20 protein-coding genes are annotated in these 17,378 nt (G+C 71.3%); 8 read left to right on the forward strand and 12 right to left on the reverse strand.

What is annotated here, in order from left to right; translation table 11 throughout:
- Nucleotides 1-71: 71 nt before the first annotated feature.
- On the reverse strand, nucleotides 72-320 hold the full coding sequence (locus ACH0BZ_RS15835; protein ID WP_406899683.1) for a hypothetical protein: 249 nt from the start codon (nucleotides 318-320) through the stop codon (nucleotides 72-74).
- Nucleotides 321-419: 99 nt separating this feature from the next.
- Here ACH0BZ_RS15835 and ACH0BZ_RS15840 point away from each other — a divergent pair, with 99 nt between their 5' ends.
- The gene (locus ACH0BZ_RS15840; RefSeq protein WP_406899685.1) at nucleotides 420-1,160 is read left to right on the forward strand and encodes an AzlC family ABC transporter permease; all 741 of its coding nucleotides are present in this window, start codon (nucleotides 420-422) and stop codon (nucleotides 1,158-1,160) included.
- Nucleotides 1,157-1,492 carry a branched-chain amino acid transporter permease gene (locus ACH0BZ_RS15845; protein WP_406899686.1) on the forward strand — a complete coding sequence of 112 codons (336 nt, stop codon included), beginning with the start codon at nucleotides 1,157-1,159 and terminating at the stop codon, nucleotides 1,490-1,492. The genes ACH0BZ_RS15840 and ACH0BZ_RS15845 overlap by 4 nt, the downstream gene beginning before the upstream one ends.
- Nucleotides 1,493-1,509: 17 nt before the next feature.
- Here ACH0BZ_RS15845 and ACH0BZ_RS15850 read toward each other — a convergent pair whose 3' ends face one another.
- Nucleotides 1,510-2,748, reverse strand: coding sequence for a cytochrome P450 (locus ACH0BZ_RS15850; protein ID WP_406899687.1), 1,239 nt, complete (start codon nucleotides 2,746-2,748; stop codon nucleotides 1,510-1,512).
- Nucleotides 2,749-2,824: 76 nt separating this feature from the next.
- Here ACH0BZ_RS15850 and ACH0BZ_RS15855 point away from each other — a divergent pair, with 76 nt between their 5' ends.
- Nucleotides 2,825-3,277: a MarR family winged helix-turn-helix transcriptional regulator gene (locus ACH0BZ_RS15855; protein WP_406899688.1), complete on the forward strand. Its 453-nt coding sequence runs from the start codon at nucleotides 2,825-2,827 to the stop codon at nucleotides 3,275-3,277.
- A gap of 19 nt (nucleotides 3,278-3,296) precedes the next feature.
- On the opposite strand, the gene ACH0BZ_RS15860 is transcribed toward ACH0BZ_RS15855, so the two are convergent.
- The 3 genes from ACH0BZ_RS15860 to ACH0BZ_RS15870 all read right to left on the reverse strand — a co-directional run bounded on the left by ACH0BZ_RS15860 (nucleotide 3,297) and on the right by ACH0BZ_RS15870 (nucleotide 6,098).
- A complete protein-coding gene (locus ACH0BZ_RS15860; protein WP_406899689.1) occupies nucleotides 3,297-3,824 on the reverse strand; it encodes a GNAT family N-acetyltransferase in 528 nt (175 codons plus the stop codon).
- A gap of 73 nt (nucleotides 3,825-3,897) precedes the next feature.
- On the reverse strand, nucleotides 3,898-4,224 hold the full coding sequence (locus ACH0BZ_RS15865) for a hypothetical protein (RefSeq protein ID WP_406899690.1): 327 nt from the start codon (nucleotides 4,222-4,224) through the stop codon (nucleotides 3,898-3,900).
- Between the two features lie 899 nt (nucleotides 4,225-5,123).
- Nucleotides 5,124-6,098, reverse strand: coding sequence for a bile acid:sodium symporter family protein (locus tag ACH0BZ_RS15870; RefSeq protein ID WP_406899691.1), 975 nt, complete (start codon nucleotides 6,096-6,098; stop codon nucleotides 5,124-5,126).
- A gap of 71 nt (nucleotides 6,099-6,169) precedes the next feature.
- Here ACH0BZ_RS15870 and ACH0BZ_RS15875 point away from each other — a divergent pair, with 71 nt between their 5' ends.
- Both ACH0BZ_RS15875 and ACH0BZ_RS15880 read left to right on the forward strand, forming a co-directional pair.
- Nucleotides 6,170-6,553, forward strand: coding sequence for a YidH family protein (locus ACH0BZ_RS15875; RefSeq protein ID WP_406899692.1), 384 nt, complete (start codon nucleotides 6,170-6,172; stop codon nucleotides 6,551-6,553).
- Entirely contained in the window at nucleotides 6,537-6,938 is a 402-nt protein-coding gene (locus tag ACH0BZ_RS15880; protein ID WP_406899693.1) for a DUF202 domain-containing protein, read from the forward strand. Before ACH0BZ_RS15875 ends, ACH0BZ_RS15880 begins: the two co-directional genes overlap by 17 nt.
- Nucleotides 6,939-6,980: 42 nt before the next feature.
- On the opposite strand, the gene ACH0BZ_RS15885 is transcribed toward ACH0BZ_RS15880, so the two are convergent.
- Nucleotides 6,981-7,577, reverse strand: coding sequence for an SdpI family protein (locus ACH0BZ_RS15885; RefSeq protein WP_406899695.1), 597 nt, complete (start codon nucleotides 7,575-7,577; stop codon nucleotides 6,981-6,983).
- 144 nt (nucleotides 7,578-7,721) lie between these two features.
- Here ACH0BZ_RS15885 and ACH0BZ_RS15890 point away from each other — a divergent pair, with 144 nt between their 5' ends.
- On the forward strand, nucleotides 7,722-10,712 hold the full coding sequence (locus ACH0BZ_RS15890) for a leucine--tRNA ligase (protein ID WP_406899696.1): 2,991 nt from the start codon (nucleotides 7,722-7,724) through the stop codon (nucleotides 10,710-10,712).
- A gap of 19 nt (nucleotides 10,713-10,731) precedes the next feature.
- Here ACH0BZ_RS15890 and ACH0BZ_RS15895 read toward each other — a convergent pair whose 3' ends face one another.
- From ACH0BZ_RS15895 to ACH0BZ_RS15905, 3 genes are read right to left on the reverse strand one after another with little or no spacing between them, the layout of a single operon-like run.
- Entirely contained in the window at nucleotides 10,732-11,142 is a 411-nt protein-coding gene (locus tag ACH0BZ_RS15895) for a hypothetical protein (protein WP_406899697.1), read from the reverse strand.
- 2 nt (nucleotides 11,143-11,144) lie between these two features.
- Nucleotides 11,145-12,074 carry an SDR family NAD(P)-dependent oxidoreductase gene (locus ACH0BZ_RS15900; protein WP_406899699.1) on the reverse strand — a complete coding sequence of 310 codons (930 nt, stop codon included), beginning with the start codon at nucleotides 12,072-12,074 and terminating at the stop codon, nucleotides 11,145-11,147.
- Nucleotides 12,071-12,583: a nuclear transport factor 2 family protein gene (locus tag ACH0BZ_RS15905; protein ID WP_406899707.1), complete on the reverse strand. Its 513-nt coding sequence runs from the start codon at nucleotides 12,581-12,583 to the stop codon at nucleotides 12,071-12,073. The genes ACH0BZ_RS15900 and ACH0BZ_RS15905 overlap by 4 nt, the downstream gene beginning before the upstream one ends.
- A gap of 24 nt (nucleotides 12,584-12,607) precedes the next feature.
- Here ACH0BZ_RS15905 and ACH0BZ_RS15910 point away from each other — a divergent pair, with 24 nt between their 5' ends.
- A complete protein-coding gene (locus ACH0BZ_RS15910) occupies nucleotides 12,608-13,054 on the forward strand; it encodes a nuclear transport factor 2 family protein (protein ID WP_406899700.1) in 447 nt (148 codons plus the stop codon).
- Between the two features lie 33 nt (nucleotides 13,055-13,087).
- Here the strand turns inward: ACH0BZ_RS15910 and ACH0BZ_RS15915 are convergent, their stop codons facing one another.
- Nucleotides 13,088-14,446, reverse strand: coding sequence for a lipase family protein (locus ACH0BZ_RS15915; RefSeq protein ID WP_406899702.1), 1,359 nt, complete (start codon nucleotides 14,444-14,446; stop codon nucleotides 13,088-13,090).
- 347 nt (nucleotides 14,447-14,793) lie between these two features.
- Here ACH0BZ_RS15915 and ACH0BZ_RS15920 point away from each other — a divergent pair, with 347 nt between their 5' ends.
- Nucleotides 14,794-15,528 (forward strand): methyltransferase domain-containing protein, encoded by a 735-nt coding sequence (locus ACH0BZ_RS15920; RefSeq protein ID WP_406899704.1) that lies wholly within the window; start codon nucleotides 14,794-14,796, stop codon nucleotides 15,526-15,528.
- Here ACH0BZ_RS15920 and ACH0BZ_RS15925 read toward each other — a convergent pair.
- Together ACH0BZ_RS15925 and ACH0BZ_RS15930 are read right to left on the reverse strand one after the other, a co-directional pair.
- A complete protein-coding gene (locus ACH0BZ_RS15925; protein WP_406899705.1) occupies nucleotides 15,500-16,381 on the reverse strand; it encodes a hypothetical protein in 882 nt (293 codons plus the stop codon). The two genes, ACH0BZ_RS15920 and ACH0BZ_RS15925, sit on opposite strands and share 29 nt — an antisense overlap.
- A gap of 21 nt (nucleotides 16,382-16,402) precedes the next feature.
- Nucleotides 16,403-17,272 (reverse strand): alpha/beta fold hydrolase, encoded by an 870-nt coding sequence (locus ACH0BZ_RS15930; protein WP_406899706.1) that lies wholly within the window; start codon nucleotides 17,270-17,272, stop codon nucleotides 16,403-16,405.
- Nucleotides 17,273-17,378 lie beyond the last annotated feature (106 nt).

Consider the following 17,378-nt stretch of genomic DNA (forward strand, 5'->3'; position numbering starts at 1 on the left):
CCCTGCATGAACCAAGTATTTCAGGCCCGGGTCACCCCGCGGGGCGGACACCCTGATTGTTCAGCAGTCTCCTAGGCCGGAACTCCGATTCCCCCGCGAGCTCGAAGTGGCTGGGGCCGGACGCTCACGAACCGGCGCCCGCGGATCCGGCACCCGCCGGCCCGGCCGTCGGGGTGGGCAGCCCCGCCCCACGACTGGTGGGAGAGGAAGTGGTAGCAGAGGGCGCCGATCACGAGTGCGATCACGGCGGCGGCGACGATGTCCCGGACGAAGGCCGCCCAGGGGAAGGTGACAGTCGATTCGGGGGGTGGAGCGGTCATCATGGGACTCCTCTTCCTCGAAGAGGTTCTGAGCCACCGGGCGTGGATCAGACGGTAGCCCTCCGGATCGGTACGCCGGGGGTCGTTACACTGCCAGTCGTGCCATCGTCCCGGTCCCGGTCCGCCCGTTCCGACATCCGCAGAGGGCTCGCGGACGCCGCTCCGGTGGCACTCGGTCTGGTGCCGCTCGGCCTGGCGTTCGGGGTGCTGCTCACGCAGGCGGGGTTCGCCTGGTGGTGGGCGCCGGTTTTCTCGATACTCATCTACGCCGGGTCGATGGAGTTCCTCGCGATCGGCCTGTTCGCGGCCGCCACTCCCCTGTACTCGCTGGCCGCGGCGGCCTTTCTGGTGAACTTCCGGCACGTCTTCTACGGATTGAGCTTCCCGCTCGAGTCGATCCGGTCGCGGATCGGGCGGCTGTACGCGGTCTACGCGTTGACCGACGAGGCATACGCGATCACCGCCACCAAGCGCCGCGCCGAGATGACGGGCGCGCGCACCCTGACCATCCAGATCGCGTGCCAGACGCTGTGGGTGGTGCCGGGCGCGATCGGCGGACTCATCGGGGCGGCACTGCCGCCGGGGCTGGACGGGCTGCAGTTCGCGCTGACCGCCCTGTTCGCGGTGCTCGCCGTGGACGCCTGGCGGGCCTCCGGCGACCTGCCCGCGCCGGTGATCGGCCTGGTCTGCGGGCTGGTGGCGGCGTGGCTCGCACCCGAGCAGATGCTGGTCGTGGGCCTGGGCGCGTTCGTGGCGGTGCTGCTCGCGCGGTACGCGGTCAGTGCCCGCGGCGACACGCGTACCGGGTCAGGCGACGGCGCCCGGGGGGCCGACGTATGAGCGGTACTCCCCCGGACACGGGCTATCTGCTCGCTGGCCTCGGCGTGATGTTCGTCGTTACCGTCGCCCTCCGCGCCGCGCCGTTCGTGGCGCTGGCTCGCCTGCAGAACTCGGCCGTGGTCCGGTACCTCGGGCGGACGATGCCGGCCGGCGTCATGGTGGTGCTCGTCGTCTACACCCTCCGCGACACCACCACCGAGCTCGCCTCGTGGGCACCAGCCGCCGCAGCCCTGGCCCTGACTCTGGTTGTGCACCTTGCGCTCCGGCGCGCAGCGGCGAGCATCGTGATGGGCACGGCCGGCTACATGATCCTGCAGGCCCTACTGGCGTAGCGACCCCAGCGGACCTGTCACGCCCGCACCGGGCAGAGGTCCACCTTCCACTCGGTGAGCCCGTTGAGCCAGCCCGAGCGCAGCCGCTTCGGGTCGCCGAGCGCGGTGAGGTCGGGCAGGTGGTCGGCGATCGCGTTGAAGATCAGCTCGAGCTGCATCTTGGCCAGGTTCGCGCCGATGCAGTAGTGCGGGCCCTGGCCGCCGAAGGTCACGTGCGGGTTGGGATCGCGCAGGATGTCGAAGGTGAAGGGGTCGTCGAACACGTCCTCGTCGAAGTTGGCCGAGCCGTAACACAGCAGCACCCGGTCTCCCTTCGGAATGGTCACGCCGCCGATCTCGACATCCTCCATGGCCGTCCGCTGGAACTGGGTGATGGGGGAGGCCCAGCGCAGGATCTCGTCATAGGTGGTCTCGGGCCGCTCGCGCTTGAACAGCTCCCACTGCTCGGGGTTGTCCAACATCGCCACCATGCCGTGGGTCGTGGCGTTGCGGGTCGTCTCGTTGCCGGCCACGGCCAAGAGCGTGACGAACCAGCCGAACTCCTCGGGCGAGAGGTGTTCACCGTCGATGTCGGCGTGGACGAGCTTGGAGACGATGTCCTCCCGGGGCTCCGCGACCCGCGCCTCGGCCATGGCGTTGGCGTACATGATGAGCTGCATTGAGGCTTCGGCCGCCTTGTCCAGCCCGCCCGGGACGTCGTAGCTGGTCATGGTGTTGGACCACTCGAAGATCTTGTGCCGGTCCTCCTGCGGCACGCCGAGCAGTTCGGCGATCGCCTGCAGGGGCAGCTCGGAGGCGACGGCGGTGACGAACTCGTCGGCGTTCGATTCGGCGGCCGCGGTGACGATCTTCCGGGCGCGCTCGGCCAACTCGTCCCGCATTCCGGCGACGCCGCGCGGGGTGAAGCCGCGGGAGATGATCCGCCGGTGCTTCTTGTGGATCTCGCCGTCCTCATTGACCAGCATCTCCCGCTGCGCCTCGATGACCGAGCGGTCGGTGCCCTGAGCGAACCGCGGGATCATGGTGTTCTCGCCGGCGGAGAACGTCTCGCCGGTGACGCGGGAGATCTCCTTGACGTCGGCGTGTTTGGTGGCCAGCCAGTAGTGGTCGTCGTCGAACCCGTCGATACCGGGCTCCTTGTCCACGCGCCGGATCGGCTCGGACCTGCGCAGCTCGCGCCACTCGTCGTGGGGCAGACGCTTCTCGAACAGCTCGGGATCGGTGAAGTCGAATCCTGCCGGGATGGTCACGCCCATGTCGCCTCCTGGGTGGTCGTGGGCCCGCCGGGAACCGGGGACGGCCCCGATGATGAATAGTGGTAACTATATAGGCATGACGTTCTCCAGGGGCGAGATTCTCGACCGCGCTTTCCTGCTCTCCGAGCAGTTGGCCGGGTTGTTCGGGAACGCCGCCGCCGAGTACGGCCTCACGTTTCCCCGCCTCCAGGTGCTGTTCGTGCTGGGGCACGAGGGGGAGTCCATGCAGCGGGAACTGGCCTACCACCTGGACTGTTCGCCGCGGCAGATCACCGCACTGGTGGACGCGCTGGTGGAGAGCGAGCACGTGGTGCGGTCGACGCCCCCGGAGGACCGCCGGGTGCGGTTGGTGAGCCTCACCGAGAAGTCCCGGGCCATCGTGGACGAGGTGTCGGCGGCGCGTGTCGCGCTCGCCGACGAGTTGTTCGAGGGGCTCGACGACGACGAGTTGCAGGCCTTCGGGGCGATCTCCGAACGGCTCATCGTTCGACTGGGCGGTCCGACGCTGAGCCGGCTGACCGGGGCCTGATCCCCGGGACGGCCGGGGATCAGGCCGTGCAGGTCACGCAGCCGGTCTCGGCCCGGTCGTAGACCGTGAAGCCCCGCGAGACGTAGTTGGGGATCGCGGCGGGGGAGTCGTCGTCGCAGGTGTGCAGCCATACGCGCCGGCATCCCGGGGCCTGCCAGGCGATCCGCGTGATCTCGGAGAGGAACCAGCCGCCGATGCCGTTACCGGTCCGGTGGGGCAGGAGGCCGAGGTAGACGAGCTCGACGTCCACGCCGTCCCGGTCCGCCTGGTCGACGGTGGGGCTCATCCGCAGCTCGGCGTAGCCCACGACCTCGTCGCCGTGGCGGGCGCGGAAGGTGGTGACGGCGGGGTCGGCGCAGTAGGCGGCCCAGCGGCCGTCCGTCCAGTCGAGCCTGTCGCCCCAGCCCCAGTCGCCGCCGATCTCGCGGTACATGCGGGCGTAGAACGAGGGGTCCGAGGGGAACACGCGCGTGATGGTGAGATCCGCCCTGCCTGCGGGGCGCAGCTGGGAGGGGTCTGTCTGCTGCAGGTAGGTGACGCTGGTCATCGCGCTATTCAAGCACCGCGACCCCCGGCGCACCCAACCGGAGTCGGGGAGCCGGGGGTCGCGGCGAGGTCGATCAGCCGAAGGTGACGGGCGGGATCGGGAGATTGAGATCGTTGATCGAACCGGCCGCGTTCTCCTTGGCCTGGTTGAGAGCGTCGTTGATGCCGTTCTGGACACCGATATTCGCGTGCGGGTTGGCGCCGATGGCGGCGGCACCCCCGCCGAGAGCCGCAGAGCCACCGGCGGCGCTCCCGGCGCCGGCGAGGCCCGCGAGCGCGGTCCCGGCGGTGGCCATGGGGCCGGCGGCGACCGCGGCGCCGATGACGGGAGTGGCGATGGGACCGAGCGCGGTGAGCGCGCCGATGATGAGAGTGGTGATGGCAGTTGCAGCGCCGATCATGTGGGTGGTCCTTCTCTTTGTGGAGTGGCGGCCGGGAGACGTGGCGCTCTCAGCCGATGCGGATTTCCTTGGGGGCGATCGGTGTCTGGGGGACCACGGGCAACCGCGGTCCCAGATCGATCACCGGAGGTGGTGCGGGTGCCGGAGCTGGCGGCGGTGCCGGCGCCGACACCCTCGGGGCGACCGGAGCCGGAGCGGGTCGATACGGAGCCGGTGCCGGGGCGGGTACCCGGACGGGCGGGGGCGTGGCGGCGGGTGCCGCCGGCGCCGGTACCGCCGAGCCGGATGCGGGCGGCCTGGCCGACGACGAGGTCGGCAGGGCCACAGAGGACACCCGTGCGGTCGAGGTCGCGGGAGCGGTCGACGAGGTGGTCGGGCGGGCCTCCCGCGAGGCCTCGGTCGGGGACGCGGCCAGTCCGGCCTGGTGTGAGGAGGACTGGACCGGGCCGCCGACGGCCGAGCGGTCGGGACCGGTCAGCCAGGCGATCGTCGCCCCGCCGGCCAGGCCGAGGAGAGCGAGAGCGGCCAGGCCGATGGACAGGGCCGCCCTCCCGGGAGGGCTGCCGCGCGCGAGATCGTCGTTCACGGGCAGCTCCCCCCGGGGTGCGTGATGGCGACGGGCGACCCCCCTGATCGTCCGCCGGCGCGAGCACGTCTGGCTCGTGCCCCGGAAACGTTAAGGGTGGGACCCGTCCACCACAATTGCTTCGTTCGCTAACGAGTTAAGTGCGTGAACACGCGCTCCGACCTGCCAAGACGGCGGCCGTCGCGGGGTCTCGACCGTTCCGCCTGCTCAGCGGGTTATCAGGTGCGGATGGGTGACGCATCGCGGACAGATGAACAGCCGATCATCAGAACGCGCAGGTGTGACCAACACCACTGCCCGAGAAGGCCGCCGGCTATGCCGCGGCTTCGGCCTTCCGGCCGTAGTGGCCAGCGAGCCAGGCACACACGATGAGCTGGATCTGGTGGAACACCATGAGCGGCAACACGATGAGCCCGACCGGCTGACCGACGAACAGGACGGCCGCCATGGGCAGGCCGGTCGCGAGTGACTTCTTGGATCCGCAGAACTGGACCACGCGCCTGTCGCGGCCATCGAAGTGCAGGGCGCGGGAGGCCAGCTCGGTGAGACCCAGCACCAAGCCGAGCAGGACACAGCAGGCGGCCATGAGCCAGGCCAGCTGCGGCGCGCCGATCTTGGTCCAGATTCCCTCGACCACCCCCTCGGAGAACGCGGCGTAGACCACGAGCACGATCACGGTCTTGTCGAACAGCGCGAGGCGCTTGATCCGAGAGGTCACCGCGAGGACGCGGTCCCGGAGGACCTGACCGAGCACGAACGGCAGGAGGAGTTGCACCAGGATCTGTGTTACCGCGCCGGCGGTGATGCGGACGGTGCCGTCGGTCGTCATGAACGCCAGGACGAGCAGGGGGGTGATGAAGACCCCGAGGAGGTTGGACACCGACGCCGAGACCACGGCAGCGCCCACGTTGCCGCGGGCGATCGCGACGAAGGTGATCGACGACTGCACAGTTGACGGCACCAGGGTCAGGTAGAGGAAGCCCAGCCCGAGCGACGGCCCGAGGAGCGGGGTGAGCGCCCACGTGCCGAGGAGGCCCAACAGGGGGAACAGGACGAACGTCGCCGCCAGGACCACCCCGTGCAGCCGCCAGTGCCGCAGGCCCGCGACCAGTTCCCGGCGCTCGAGACGGGCACCGTAGAGAAAGAACAGCACGGCGATGCCGATCGTCGTCACCCAGTGCAGGGCCGTGGCGGCCGTGCCGGTCGCCGGAAGGAACGCCGCCACGACGACCGCCGCGAGGATCGCCAGGATGAACGGCTCGATCCGGAGGTGTCGAAACAGGTCCATGCCTCCATTGCACCACTGTCGCCGGTCGGCGCGGTGTCCGGCCGGACCCGGGCGGGGCTAGGCTCGTCACCGTGACAACGCAGGGCGGACAGGGCTGGCGGCCCAAGGCGCTACGGGACGGACGGGAGCCGGACCCGCGGTTCACTCTCGCCAACGAGCGGACGTTCCTGGCCTGGATCCGCACGAGCCTGGGCCTGGTGGCCGGCGCGGTGGCGCTCGAGGCGTTCGTCGGAGACCAGATCACCCCGGTCATCCGCACCCCGCTGGCGTGCACGCTGTTGGTGCTCGCCGCGATCCTGGCGGTCGTCGCGTTCCGCCGGTGGATCACCATCGAGGTGGCGATGCGCCACGATCAGCCGCTTCCCGTCCCGCAGGCGTCGGTCCTGCTGGTGATCGGTATCGCGATCGGCGCCGTGCTGCTCATCGTCGCGGTGCTCGGTGGAAACTCCCTCTGAGCAGTCCCGGGGTGGTCACCGCCCGGCGCGTCGACGGCTCGTCGTGCCGCCGCGGGCCGTCCCGCCGGACGCCGGACTGCAACCCGAGCGCACCAGCCTGTCCTGGGCACGGACGTGGGCGGTGGTGTCGGTGAACATCATCCTGGTGGCCAAGCTCATCGCCGAGACCTCGTGGACGTGGGCCGCCGGCTTCTCCCTACTCGTCGTGGTCCCGCTCCTGGCGCTGGTCCGCGTGCAGGGCCAGCACGAGAGGCGGGTGGACCGCTTCGTCCGCGCCGGCGAGGTCCAGCAGACGCAGGCTCGCTACAACATCGGGATCGTCGCGCTGGTGGTCGTCATGGCGGCGACGGGGTTCGCGGCGGTGCTGGTCCCAGTGTTCGGCTAGGACACGCGCGGCCCGCCCCGATCGACCCGCGGCCCGGGTGCCTCAGCCCCGGCTGGTCTCCGTCTCGCACATCCCGCTGAGCGAGCACGAGCCGCAGCCGCCGGTCACGCCGCACTCGGCGGCGGGATCCGAGCCGGCAGCGCCCGAACCGGCAGCACCCCCGGAAGCCCCGGGAACCCCGGCCGCCGGCGCACCGGACCCCGACCCGCAGCCGGCCCCCGCGGAGGAGGCGTGCCCGGAATCGCCGCAGCCGCCCTCGGTGGAGCAGCCGCAGCCCTCGTCGTCGTCCTGCGCCGCCTGCCACATCGCGGCGGCCCGCGACCCGGCGAGCCCGGCCACGTTGAGCAGCATCAGCGCGCCCACGACGCCGGCGACGGCGACCACCGCGCCGATCCAGCCGCCGATCAGCCCGAGGCCCACCGCGCCGAGGGCGAGCACGCCGCCGGCGGCGAGGAAGCCCGGCCCGGCGGCGCGGTTGGCCACGGACCACGCCTCGGGGGAGCGGCGGGTCTCCGGGGTGCGCACCCCCAGGAAGCCGTTGCCGGGCAGCCGCCCCAGCAGGCCGAGCAGGCCGGTCGCCCCGACCACCAGGGTGAGCCCCACGAGGAGCACCACGACCACCACGAGCGCTGCGTTCACGCACCTCAGGGTACGCCCGGCTCCCGGGATCTCCCAGCCGGCCACCGCCCCGCGACCACGCGGCCGGGGGAGCCCGCCGGGCCGGGAGGCCTTAGGCTTGACGGGTCCCGTGCGAATCCCGCGAGGCCAGGAGAGAAGAGGACCGTGAGCACCAGCGACGAGACCGGCACCGCCGCCCCCGCCGAGCAGGCCGGGCCCGCCCACCGCTACGGCGCCGACCTCGCGGGCGCGATCGAGCGCCGCTGGCAGGCCGAGTGGGCCGAGCGCGGCACCTTCCACGCCCCCAACCCGGTGGGGGACCTGGCCACGGGCGAGGGCGTGCCGGAGGACAAGCTGTTCGTCCAGGACATGTTCCCGTACCCCTCGGGCGCGGGCCTGCACGTCGGTCACCCGCTGGGCTACATCGCCACCGACGTCTTCGCGCGCTACCACCGGATGCTCGGCGCCAACGTCCTGCACACCCTGGGCTACGACGCGTTCGGCCTGCCCGCCGAGCAGTACGCCGTCCAGACCGGCCAGCACCCGCGCGTGACCACCGAGGCCAACATCGCCAACATGGAGCGCCAGCTCGCGCGCCTCGGCCTGGGCCACGACCGACGCCGCGTCTTCGCCACCACCGACACCGACTACTACCGCTGGACCCAGTGGATCTTCCTGCAGATCCACGACTCCTGGTACGACCCGGAGGCCCCCGCCCGGCTCGTGGACGGCGCGGCGACGGGCGGGGAGGGTGACGACGACGAGGCCCGCACCGGCCGCGCCCGGCCCATCGCGGAGCTGCGCGAGGAGTTCGTCTCCGGGGAACGGCCCCTGCCGGGCGAGTTCGCGGGCCGGGAGTGGCCCGACCTCACGCCGGGAGAGCAGGAGAAGGTCCTCGATGCGTTCCGGCTCGTGTACCTCTCGGACTCACTGGTCAACTGGTGCCCCGGACTGGGCACGGTGCTCGCCAACGAAGAGGTCACCGCCGAGGGCCGCTCGGAGCGCGGGAACTTCCCGGTGTTCCGCAAGAACCTCTCGCAGTGGATGATGCGCATCACCGCCTACGCCGACCGCCTGGTCGACGACCTGGACCGCCTCGACTGGACCGACAAGGTCAAGTCGATGCAGCGCAACTGGATCGGCCGCTCGCAGGGCGCGCAGGTCCGGTTCGCGGTGGCCTCGACGGCCATAGAGGTGTTCACCACCCGCCCCGACACGCTCTTCGGCGCCACCTACATGGTGCTCTCGCCCGAGCACCCGCTGGTCGACGAGCTGGCCGGCCCGTTCTGGCCCGAGTCGGGCCCGGGGGTGGGGGACGACGGCGAGGTCGACGCGCGCTGGACCGGGGGCTTCTCCTCGCCCGCCGAGGCCGTCTTCGAGTACCGTCGCAGGGCCGCGCTCAAGTCGGACCTGGAGCGGCAGGAGAACAAGGACAAAACCGGCGTCTTTACCGGCTCGTACGCCATCAACCCGGTCAATGGCGAGCAGATTCCGGTGTTCGTGGCCGACTACGTTCTGATGGGCTATGGCACCGGCGCGATCATGGCCGTGCCCGCCCACGACTCCCGCGACCACGAGTTCGCCACCGCCTTCGGCCTGCCCATCACGCAGGTCGTGGCGCCATCCGACAGCAGCGGGATCGACGTGCAGGCCGAGGCGTATGCCGGCGACGGCGTGGCCGTGAACTCGCGCAACGACGAGGGCCTGGAGCTGGACGGCTTGGCCGTGGACGAGGCCAAGGCCGCGACCATCTCCTGGCTCGAGGGCCAGGGCACCGGCGAGGGGACCGTGCAGTACAAGCTGCGCGACTGGCTCTTCGCCCGCCAGCGCTACTGGGGCGAGCCGTTCCCGGTGGTCTACGACTCCGACGGCGTCCCGCACGCCCTGCCCGAGTCGATGCTGCCTGTCGAGCTGCCGGAGGTCGAGGACTACAAGCCCGTCTCCTTTGACCCCGACGACGCCGACTCGGTGCCCTCGCCGCCACTGGCCAAGGCCACCGACTGGATGACGGTCGAGCTCGACCTGGGCGATGGCGTGCAGACGTACACCCGCGACGCCAACGTCATGCCCAACTGGGCGGGCTCGAGCTGGTACCAACTGCGCTACATCGATCCCACCAACCCGGACGCGCTGTGCGACCTGGAGAACGAGCGCTACTGGACCGGCCCGCGGCCGGACCTCCACGGCGCGGGCGACCCGGGCGGCGTGGACCTCTACGTCGGTGGAGTGGAGCACGCGGTACTCCACCTGCTCTACTCGCGGTTCTGGCACAAGGTGCTCTTCGACCTGGGCCACGTGACCAGCGAGGAGCCCTACCGTCGCCTCTACAACCAGGGATACATCCAGGCCTACGCCTACACCGACGCGCGCGGGGTCTACGTGCCCGCCGCGGACGTAGAGGAGAAGGACGGCAAGTACCACCTGGACGGGCAGGAGGTGTTCCGGGAGTACGGCAAGATGGGCAAGTCGCTCAAGAACTCCGTCTCGCCGGACGAGATCTGCGATGCCTACGGCGCCGACACTCTACGGGTGTACGAGATGTCGATGGGCCCGCTCGACACCTCTCGCCCGTGGGCGACCAAGGACGTCGTGGGCGCCCACCGCTTTCTCCAGCGCCTGTGGCGCGTGGTGGTGGACGAAGCCACCGGCGAGGTCCGCGTGACCGATGGGGACGCGCCGGACGACGTGCTCAAGGCCCTGCACAAGACCATCGCGGGAGTGCGCGACGACCTGGCGAACCTGCGCAACAACACGGCGATCGCCAAGCTCATCGAGTACGTCAACACCCTGACCAAGGCCTACCCGACCGAGGGGCCGGGCGCGCCGCGCGCGGTCGTCGAGCCGCTTGTCCTCATGGTGGCGCCGGTCGCCCCGCACGTCGCCGAGGAGCTGTGGTCGCGCCTCGGCCACGCGGACTCGCTGGCGCACGGGCCGTTCCCGGAGCACGACGAGGCGTACCTCGTCGAGGACTCCGTGGAGTACCCGGTGCAGATCAAGGGCAAGGTCCGCGCCCGGATCACCGTCCCCGCGGACGCCTCGCCGGCGGATGTCGAGGCCGCCGCACTGGTCGACGAGAAGGTGCAGGCCAACCTCGGCGGCGCCGCGCCCAAGAAGGTGATCGTGGTGCCCGGGAAGATGATCAACATCGTGCCGTGAGGCCCGGCGGCCCTGAGCGCTACTGCACGCCCACCTGCGCGAACACCGCCGACGACGAGACGAGTAGGTAGCCGGTGGTGATGATCCACATCGCGTACGTGGCGAACAGCCACGGCCGCCACCGGATGTGCTGTGTCCACGTGCGGTAGGTGCGCCACGCCGAGAACAGCGAGAGGCCGACCCCCAGCAGGGTCGGCAGCAGAACCACCTCGACGCGGGTGGCGGTAAAGCAGAGGGCGCCGGTGTCGGGGCACTCGGGACCGGTCACGTCGACCGTCGCGACGATACCGAACGCCAGCAGCACGATTGCCAGGAGGGAGCCGAAGACGTAGCGGATAGCCAGCGAACCCTGACGCTCGTTGCGCTCGAGGCGCTCGAGCGGGTCGTCCTCGTAGGGATCGCCCGATCCGGACACGTCGTCGGCGGTCACGACTACCCGCCCGCGAACCCGTTGTGGCCGCCGGCCTCGGCCACCTCGTCGACGGTCTCGATGCCGAGCTGGGCGTCGGTGACGGGCGGGAAGAGCGGGCCACCGCCGAACGAGCCCCGATGGGAGAGGGGCACCTCGCCGTCGTCGTTGACGATGCCGTGCTCTCTGCCGTACTCCGCCGTGATGACGGTGGCCCCGCTCATCGCCGCGAGGCCCGGGTCCCGGGTGAGCGCATCGATGACGCGGCCGACGAAGGTCGGGTCCTCGGCGCGGTCGAGCGGGAAGCCGTTGAAGTCGTCCAAGCCCAGCGACAGGATGAGCTCGGTGCGGATGAGCCCCAGCCACAGCGAGAGGGTGGCGACGCCGGTGCCGGCGAGCTCGTGCGCCATGTCCGAGGCCATCTTGTCCAGGGCGGTCTTGCTCATGCCGTAGAGCACAGTGTGGAACGGCGCGCGCGAGCCGAAGGACGAGACGTTGACCATGAGGCCGGAGCCCTGCGGGACCATGATCTTCGCGGCCTCACAGCACGCCACGTAGTGCGCACGCAGACCGATGCCCATGAGCGCGTCCCAGTCGGCGGCGGGCCGCTCCCAGAACCTTCCGTTGAAGCCCATGAAGCCCTTGGGGTTGGTCCACACGTTGTTGACCAGCAGGTCCAGGCGCCCGGCGTCGGCGGCGATGCGGGTGAACACGGCGGCGATCTGCTCGTCGCTGCCGTGGTCGCACTCCAGCGCGCGGACCTCGCCGGGACCGTCTGCCGCGGCCTCGACGGTGCCCTGCAGGCGCTCGACGGAGCGGCCGGTCACGTAGACGGTCCACCCGGCGGCGGCGAGCGCGGTGGCCACGCCCTTGCCCACGCCGCGACTGCCACCCGTCACCAGGGCGACGCGTGGGGCGCCGGGTGCCCGGCCCGGGGCGTCGGCGCCGGTCACGATACCGCCTCCGCGCCGGCGGTCTCCGGGACCGTGACGGTGGCGCCGTCGAGCGGGCGGGTGATCGACCACCCGGGCGTGAACAGGCACTCGGCCATCACCCAGCGGCCTTCCTCCACCACGTAGACGTCTGTGTACTCGCCGGTGGAAACGGTCTCTGTGCCGGCCACGCGGTCGACCTGCCGGAACTGCAGGGTCCACGTGCCGGTGGCGCGGGTCGGCGGCCCGCCCGGGCCCGGGGACTCGACGGTGATGGCGGGCATGAAGCCGTGGTGCATGTCGAGGACGCGCGGGCCTCCGTCGGGCGCGGTGGCCAGCGCGATCTGGCGGAAGATCCCGACCATCGTGTCCGGGTCGGTCCGGCCGAGCGGCCCGAAGTCCAGGACGCCGCCGGAGGCCACGAAGCATGCGCGGAAACCGTCCGGGTCCTTGGCGTCGCAGGCCCGCCAGTAGCGGTACTTGAGCTGCTGGATCGCCAGTCGGGCGCGGTTTTCCTCTTCGAGCTGCACGACCCCCACGTTAGCCTCATTCCCATGACTCGCACACTGGCCGAACTGTCCGACCGCTGGGAACTCCAGGACCTGGTCACCCATTACGCCACCTGTATCGACGCCCGCGACTTCCACGGCCTCGACTCGGTGTTCACCCCGGACGCCCACCTCAGCTACGAGGCGTCCGGCGGCCCGGCCGGCGACTACCCGACCATCCGGGCCTGGCTGAGCGAGACGCTGCCGATCTTCGCCTCCACCCAGCACCTCGTGGGCAACCTCGCGGTGCGCCTGGACCACGCGACCGGGCCGGACGACGCCAGCGGCCGCTGCATGTGCTTCAACCCGATGGCGCTCAAGCCGACCAGTGAGAAGGACCAGCAGGTCCTCTTCTACGGCCTCTGGTATGACCTCGCCTTTGAGCGCACCTCGGCCGGCTGGCGCATCTCCCGTCTGACCCAGGAGCAGGCCTTCCACCACAACCTGCCGTAGGGCGCGGCGCGCGCGAGGCCCCGGTGCCGCGTCTCAGACGGTGCCGCAGTTGTTCACCGGCGGCACCCCGTGGACGCGGTCCAGGAGGAAGCGGGCGTTGGTGGAGCGCTCGGCGAGCATCGGTGCGGCGTGGTCGAGCAGCAGCCCGGGCGCGAGCGGCGGGATCTCGACGGTCGTCATCTGCACCGGCGTGCCCTGGCCGCACCAGTTGCGCACGAGGTTCTCCACGGTGTGGTGCGGGACCACGTCGTCGTTGCGGCCGATGAGCACGAGCGCGGGGACCGTCGGGGCGACCGTGCCGAGGTTGTAGCCCTCGAGCACGCGGACGATCTCCGGCTCGGAGCGGGCGGCGTCGGCGAGCGAGCGGCCGTTCTTGGTGAACTCGGTGGTGCGGCGTAGCCCGTAGGCGACGGTGGTCTCGGCGACGCACTGGCCGGAGACCACGTCGAGCATGCGCTTGCCCTCGTCGTTGAGCTGTCGATCGAACGCGGGCCGCAGCTCGGGGTGCACCTGGAGGATGCCGTTGATCGCGTAGCCCACCGCGCCGGTGAGCAGCCCGCCGTCGACGCGCTCGAGGGTGCCGAGCATGTCCGACGGCGGGGCGCCGGCGGCGATGCCGACCAGGTTGACGTCCGGTGCGTAGGTCGGCTGCATCTCGCCCGCGGCCGCGGCGGCGCCTCCGCCCTGCGAGTAGCCGCTCACGACGGCCTTGGAATCGCGCGCGAGGTCGGTGTCGTCGAGCCGCACGGCCGCTCGCGCGGCGTCGAGCGCGGAGCGCCCCTGGGAGTCGCGGTTGACGTAGGGGTGGTGGCCGGGCGTGCCCAGGCCCTCGTAGTCGGTGACGACCACGGCGAAGCCCCCGGCGAGCATCGAGTAGGCGTCGAGGAGCGCGTACCCGGCCGCCATGGACGGCGGCGCGGTGCGGACGCCGAGGCCCACCTCCATGGACCGCGAGGGCGCGCACTGGTCGCCCTGTCCCTGGGTGCCGGGGGTGACGACGGCGAGGGGGCGCGGTCCGGGACCGTGCCACGGCGCCTTGGGCTGGAGGTACGTCCCCGTGACGGCGACCGGTCCGCCGCCGGCGCCCGTCGAGCGGTACATGATCCGCCGGGCATCCGCCGGAAGGGCCCCGCCGTTGACCAGGTCCGGCAGGCTCGGGGTGACCGTCATGGGCTCCGTGCGGATGAGCGCCCCGTTCTCGGCGGGTAGGTCAGCCGGCGGGGTGTAGAAGGCCGAGCGGTCCGGCATGTTCGACGAGCCCTGCGCGGCGGCCACCGGGGCCGCGGCGGTGGTGACGGCGGGGGCCAGGGCGGCGGCGAGGCCCAGCGCGACGGCGCCGGCGAGCGTGCGGCGGCGGCGCGGGGCCGACGGGGCGGGGGACAGTGCGGTCACGGGGAACTCCAGGATGGCGGGTCCAAAAATCTGATATCTGATCGTCGTGGACAAAACTATAACGTGTGTCATTTGCTCGGGCGGGCGGCTCCCCGAACCGATGTTGACGGCCATTCAGATCCGGTGTCGCGTGGCCGGGGCCACTGTTACGGTGGGGGTGTGAACCACGACGTGCTCATGTGTTGGCGACGCGACCCCGCGGGCGCCGACGCGGTCATGCCGACGACATGACGCAAGCGGCCCGCCGGGATCCGGTGGGCCGCCCGGTTGCCAGGAGGACGGTCCACGTCGGACCCGGGGAGCGCCCGCACGACCCCCGACCAGTGCTCGACCCAGGAGAGACCCCGGTGACCGCGAGTCCCCACACCACCAACCACCCCCCGCTCGCCGAGGCCGACGTCCTCGTGAGCGCCCGCTCGCTCGCCGAGTACACCGACATGTTCGGGCTCGACGAGGCGGACCTGCGGCGGCGGATCCTCGACTGCCCGGGCGGCGCCGCGAGCGCGGTCGCCGAGATCTGCGCGGCGGGTGGCGAGGCGAGGGCCGTGGACCCCCAGTACGCGCTCGGGTCGGAGGAGTTGCGCGGGCGGATCCTCACCGACCTCGACCGGTCGCTGGAGCAGAAGCACGACCTCGACCTCGAGTACGACTGGGACGTGCGCGGCGGGATCGTGGGCCACGAGGCCCTGCGCCGCTCCGCCGCCGAGCGCATGCTCGCCGACCTCGACGCCGCGCCCGAGCGCTACGTGGCGGGCGCCCTGCCGAGCCTGCCGCTGGCCGACGACTCGGCCGACCTCGTGCTGTGCTCGCACCTGCTGTTCACCTACGCCGACCGCCTCGACACGGCCGACCACGTGGCGGCGATCGTCGAGATGGCCCGCGTCGCGCCGGAGGTGCGGATCTACCCGCTCGTGGACTACGCGGGGAACCCGCTGCCCGAGCTCGTGCGCAGCGTGATCGCCAAGCTCAAGAAGGAACGGCTCACCAGCCGGATCGAGCCCGTCCACCGGCCGTTCCAGCTGGCGGCCACCACGCGGCTCGTCGTGGAGCGGACTAGGCGTCGCCCGCTGACGCCGGCGTGAGTCGCAGGGCCGGCAGGCCCGTGAACGGCGAGGTCTCCAGCGAGGTGAGGAGCTGCTCCGGCCCGCCCACCTCGAGCGCCTGGCCCGGCTGGAACAGCGTCCCGGAGCCGAGCGTGTAGGCCACCAGGTCGCAGATCTGTCCGTACACCGCGCCCGGAGGGGCGGCCACGTCCAGCCGCTCGAGGTCCAGTCGGCCGAAGCGGCCCAGGCCGGACGTATAGGCGCAGGACGTGGACTCGGACTGCATCCCGGCCCGGACGCCCACGAGCGCCGGCACCGGGATGGGGTTGCCCGCCACGAAGTCCCGGTACGCGGCCGCCGGCAGGGTGGTGGCCGCGCCGCCGATGCTCACCGCGATCGCGCCGGGCAGCGCGGTGAGGGCGGCCACGACGTGCGCCACCGCGAGCTCGCAGCGGAGGGCCTCCAGGCGCGGGTCCATGTATTCGGGATCGCCGGGCTCGCCGTCATCCCCCACAGGGCCGAGGCGCATGGCCGCCACCACGACCTGGGACCGGTGCGTGTCCACCACGGCCTCACCGCCGTTCCACACGGCCAGGTCGTTGGTGTAGCGGGAGGCCTCCCCGTCCGCGATCGGCTCGTCGAGGGGGGTGGCGAACACGGTCGCGTCCTCGATGGTCACCGCGGACGTCGGGTCGTCGTCGCGGCCCGGGTCCACCTCGTAGGTGCCCTCGAAGATCTCGGCGAGCACCTCCCCGACCTCGCGATACGTGGGGGCGGGGCGGTCGAAGAGCAGCATCGCCACGGCGGGCCGACGCCAGGACAGGTCCTCGCCGGTCTGCGGATCCGTGGGCGGGGACTGCTCGGTGGGGTCGGGCTGCTTCTCGTCGGTCATGCTCGCCAGGCTATCGCCGGGTCAGTGGGTGAAGAAGTCGATCACCAGGCGCTCGAACTTGTCCTTCTGCTCGATCATCGCCCAGTGGCCGCAGCGGGAGAACGCGTGCAGTTCGGCCTTGGGGAGCTGGCGGAACGCGAAGTGCGCCTGCTCGTAGGGCAGCATACGGTCGTCGCGGCCCCAGATGAGAAGGGTCTCCTGGCGGATCTGCGAGGCCCGGGCGTACAGCGGGGTGTAGGAGTTCTCGGGCTTGAGGATCGAGCCGAAGATCGCGTACATGCGCTCCACCGCGCCGGGCGCCGTGGCGGCCTCGGTCCGCTGGCGGATGAGCTCGTCGGAGACCACCTTCTTGTTGCCCACCATCGTGTCGACCCAGGCCGACATCTTCTCGTCCGAAGGGTCGCCGAGGAACTCGAAGAGGCGGCGCGAGCCCTCACTCGGCTCGGGGGTGAACAGCGGCGCGGCCAGGCCGCCGGGACCCATGAGCGCCATCTTGCGGACGCGGTGCGGGTACGCGAGCGCGGTCTCGCAGGCCACGTTGCCGCCCATCGAGTTGCCCACGATGTCCACCTGCGCGATGCCCTTGGCCTCGCAGAACGCGTCGATCGCCTCGGCGGCGATCATCGGGTAGGCCTTCTCCCACTCCAGGTCCGAGCTCTTCCCGAAGCCCGGCATGTCCAGCAGGATGGTGTGGAAGCGCTCGGCGAAGACGGGGAGATTGCCGGCGAAGTTGGACCAGGCGGTGACGCCGGGACCCGAGCCGTGGAGGAAGAGGACGGGCACCTGGGCCTCGGGCTCGGCGATGCTCTCGTGACCCGCCTCGTGGTAGTGCAGCTCGAAGCGGCCGGCGGTGATCGTCTTGCTGGTGGAGTCGAAGTCGAGGGCGCTCATGCGTCCACGATACTGGAACGCGTTCTAGCTGTACTGCCCAGCCAGGTTGTTTGAGATCCGGCTGATGGGTGGGAGCTTCCCGATTGCGGTGTGGGGCCTGTGGTGA

It is taken from the genome of Dietzia sp. 179-F 9C3 NHS, from assembly GCF_045369825.1.
In the GTDB taxonomy this organism is placed as follows: Bacteria; Actinomycetota; Actinomycetes; order Mycobacteriales; family Mycobacteriaceae; genus Dietzia.

Bases quoted from the DNA above. Each gene is read 5' to 3' on its own strand.
- ACH0BZ_RS15845 (WP_406899686.1), top strand. From the start codon at position 1,157: ATGAGCGGTACTCCCCCGGACACGGGCTATCTGCTCGCTGGCCTCGGC.
- ACH0BZ_RS15865 (WP_406899690.1), bottom strand. From the start codon at position 4,224: ATGATCGGCGCTGCAACTGCCATCACCACTCTCATCATCGGCGCGCTC.
- ACH0BZ_RS15870 (WP_406899691.1), bottom strand. From the start codon at position 6,098: ATGGACCTGTTTCGACACCTCCGGATCGAGCCGTTCATCCTGGCGATC.
- ACH0BZ_RS15930 (WP_406899706.1), bottom strand. From the start codon at position 17,272: ATGAGCGCCCTCGACTTCGACTCCACCAGCAAGACGATCACCGCCGGC.
- ACH0BZ_RS15910 (WP_406899700.1), top strand. From the start codon at position 12,608: ATGACTCGCACACTGGCCGAACTGTCCGACCGCTGGGAACTCCAGGAC.
- ACH0BZ_RS15850 (WP_406899687.1), bottom strand. From the start codon at position 2,748: ATGGGCGTGACCATCCCGGCAGGATTCGACTTCACCGATCCCGAGCTG.
- ACH0BZ_RS15925 (WP_406899705.1), bottom strand. From the start codon at position 16,381: ATGACCGACGAGAAGCAGCCCGACCCCACCGAGCAGTCCCCGCCCACG.
- ACH0BZ_RS15855 (WP_406899688.1), top strand. From the start codon at position 2,825: ATGACGTTCTCCAGGGGCGAGATTCTCGACCGCGCTTTCCTGCTCTCC.
- ACH0BZ_RS15835 (WP_406899683.1), bottom strand. From the start codon at position 320: ATGACCGCTCCACCCCCCGAATCGACTGTCACCTTCCCCTGGGCGGCC.
- ACH0BZ_RS15860 (WP_406899689.1), bottom strand. From the start codon at position 3,824: ATGACCAGCGTCACCTACCTGCAGCAGACAGACCCCTCCCAGCTGCGC.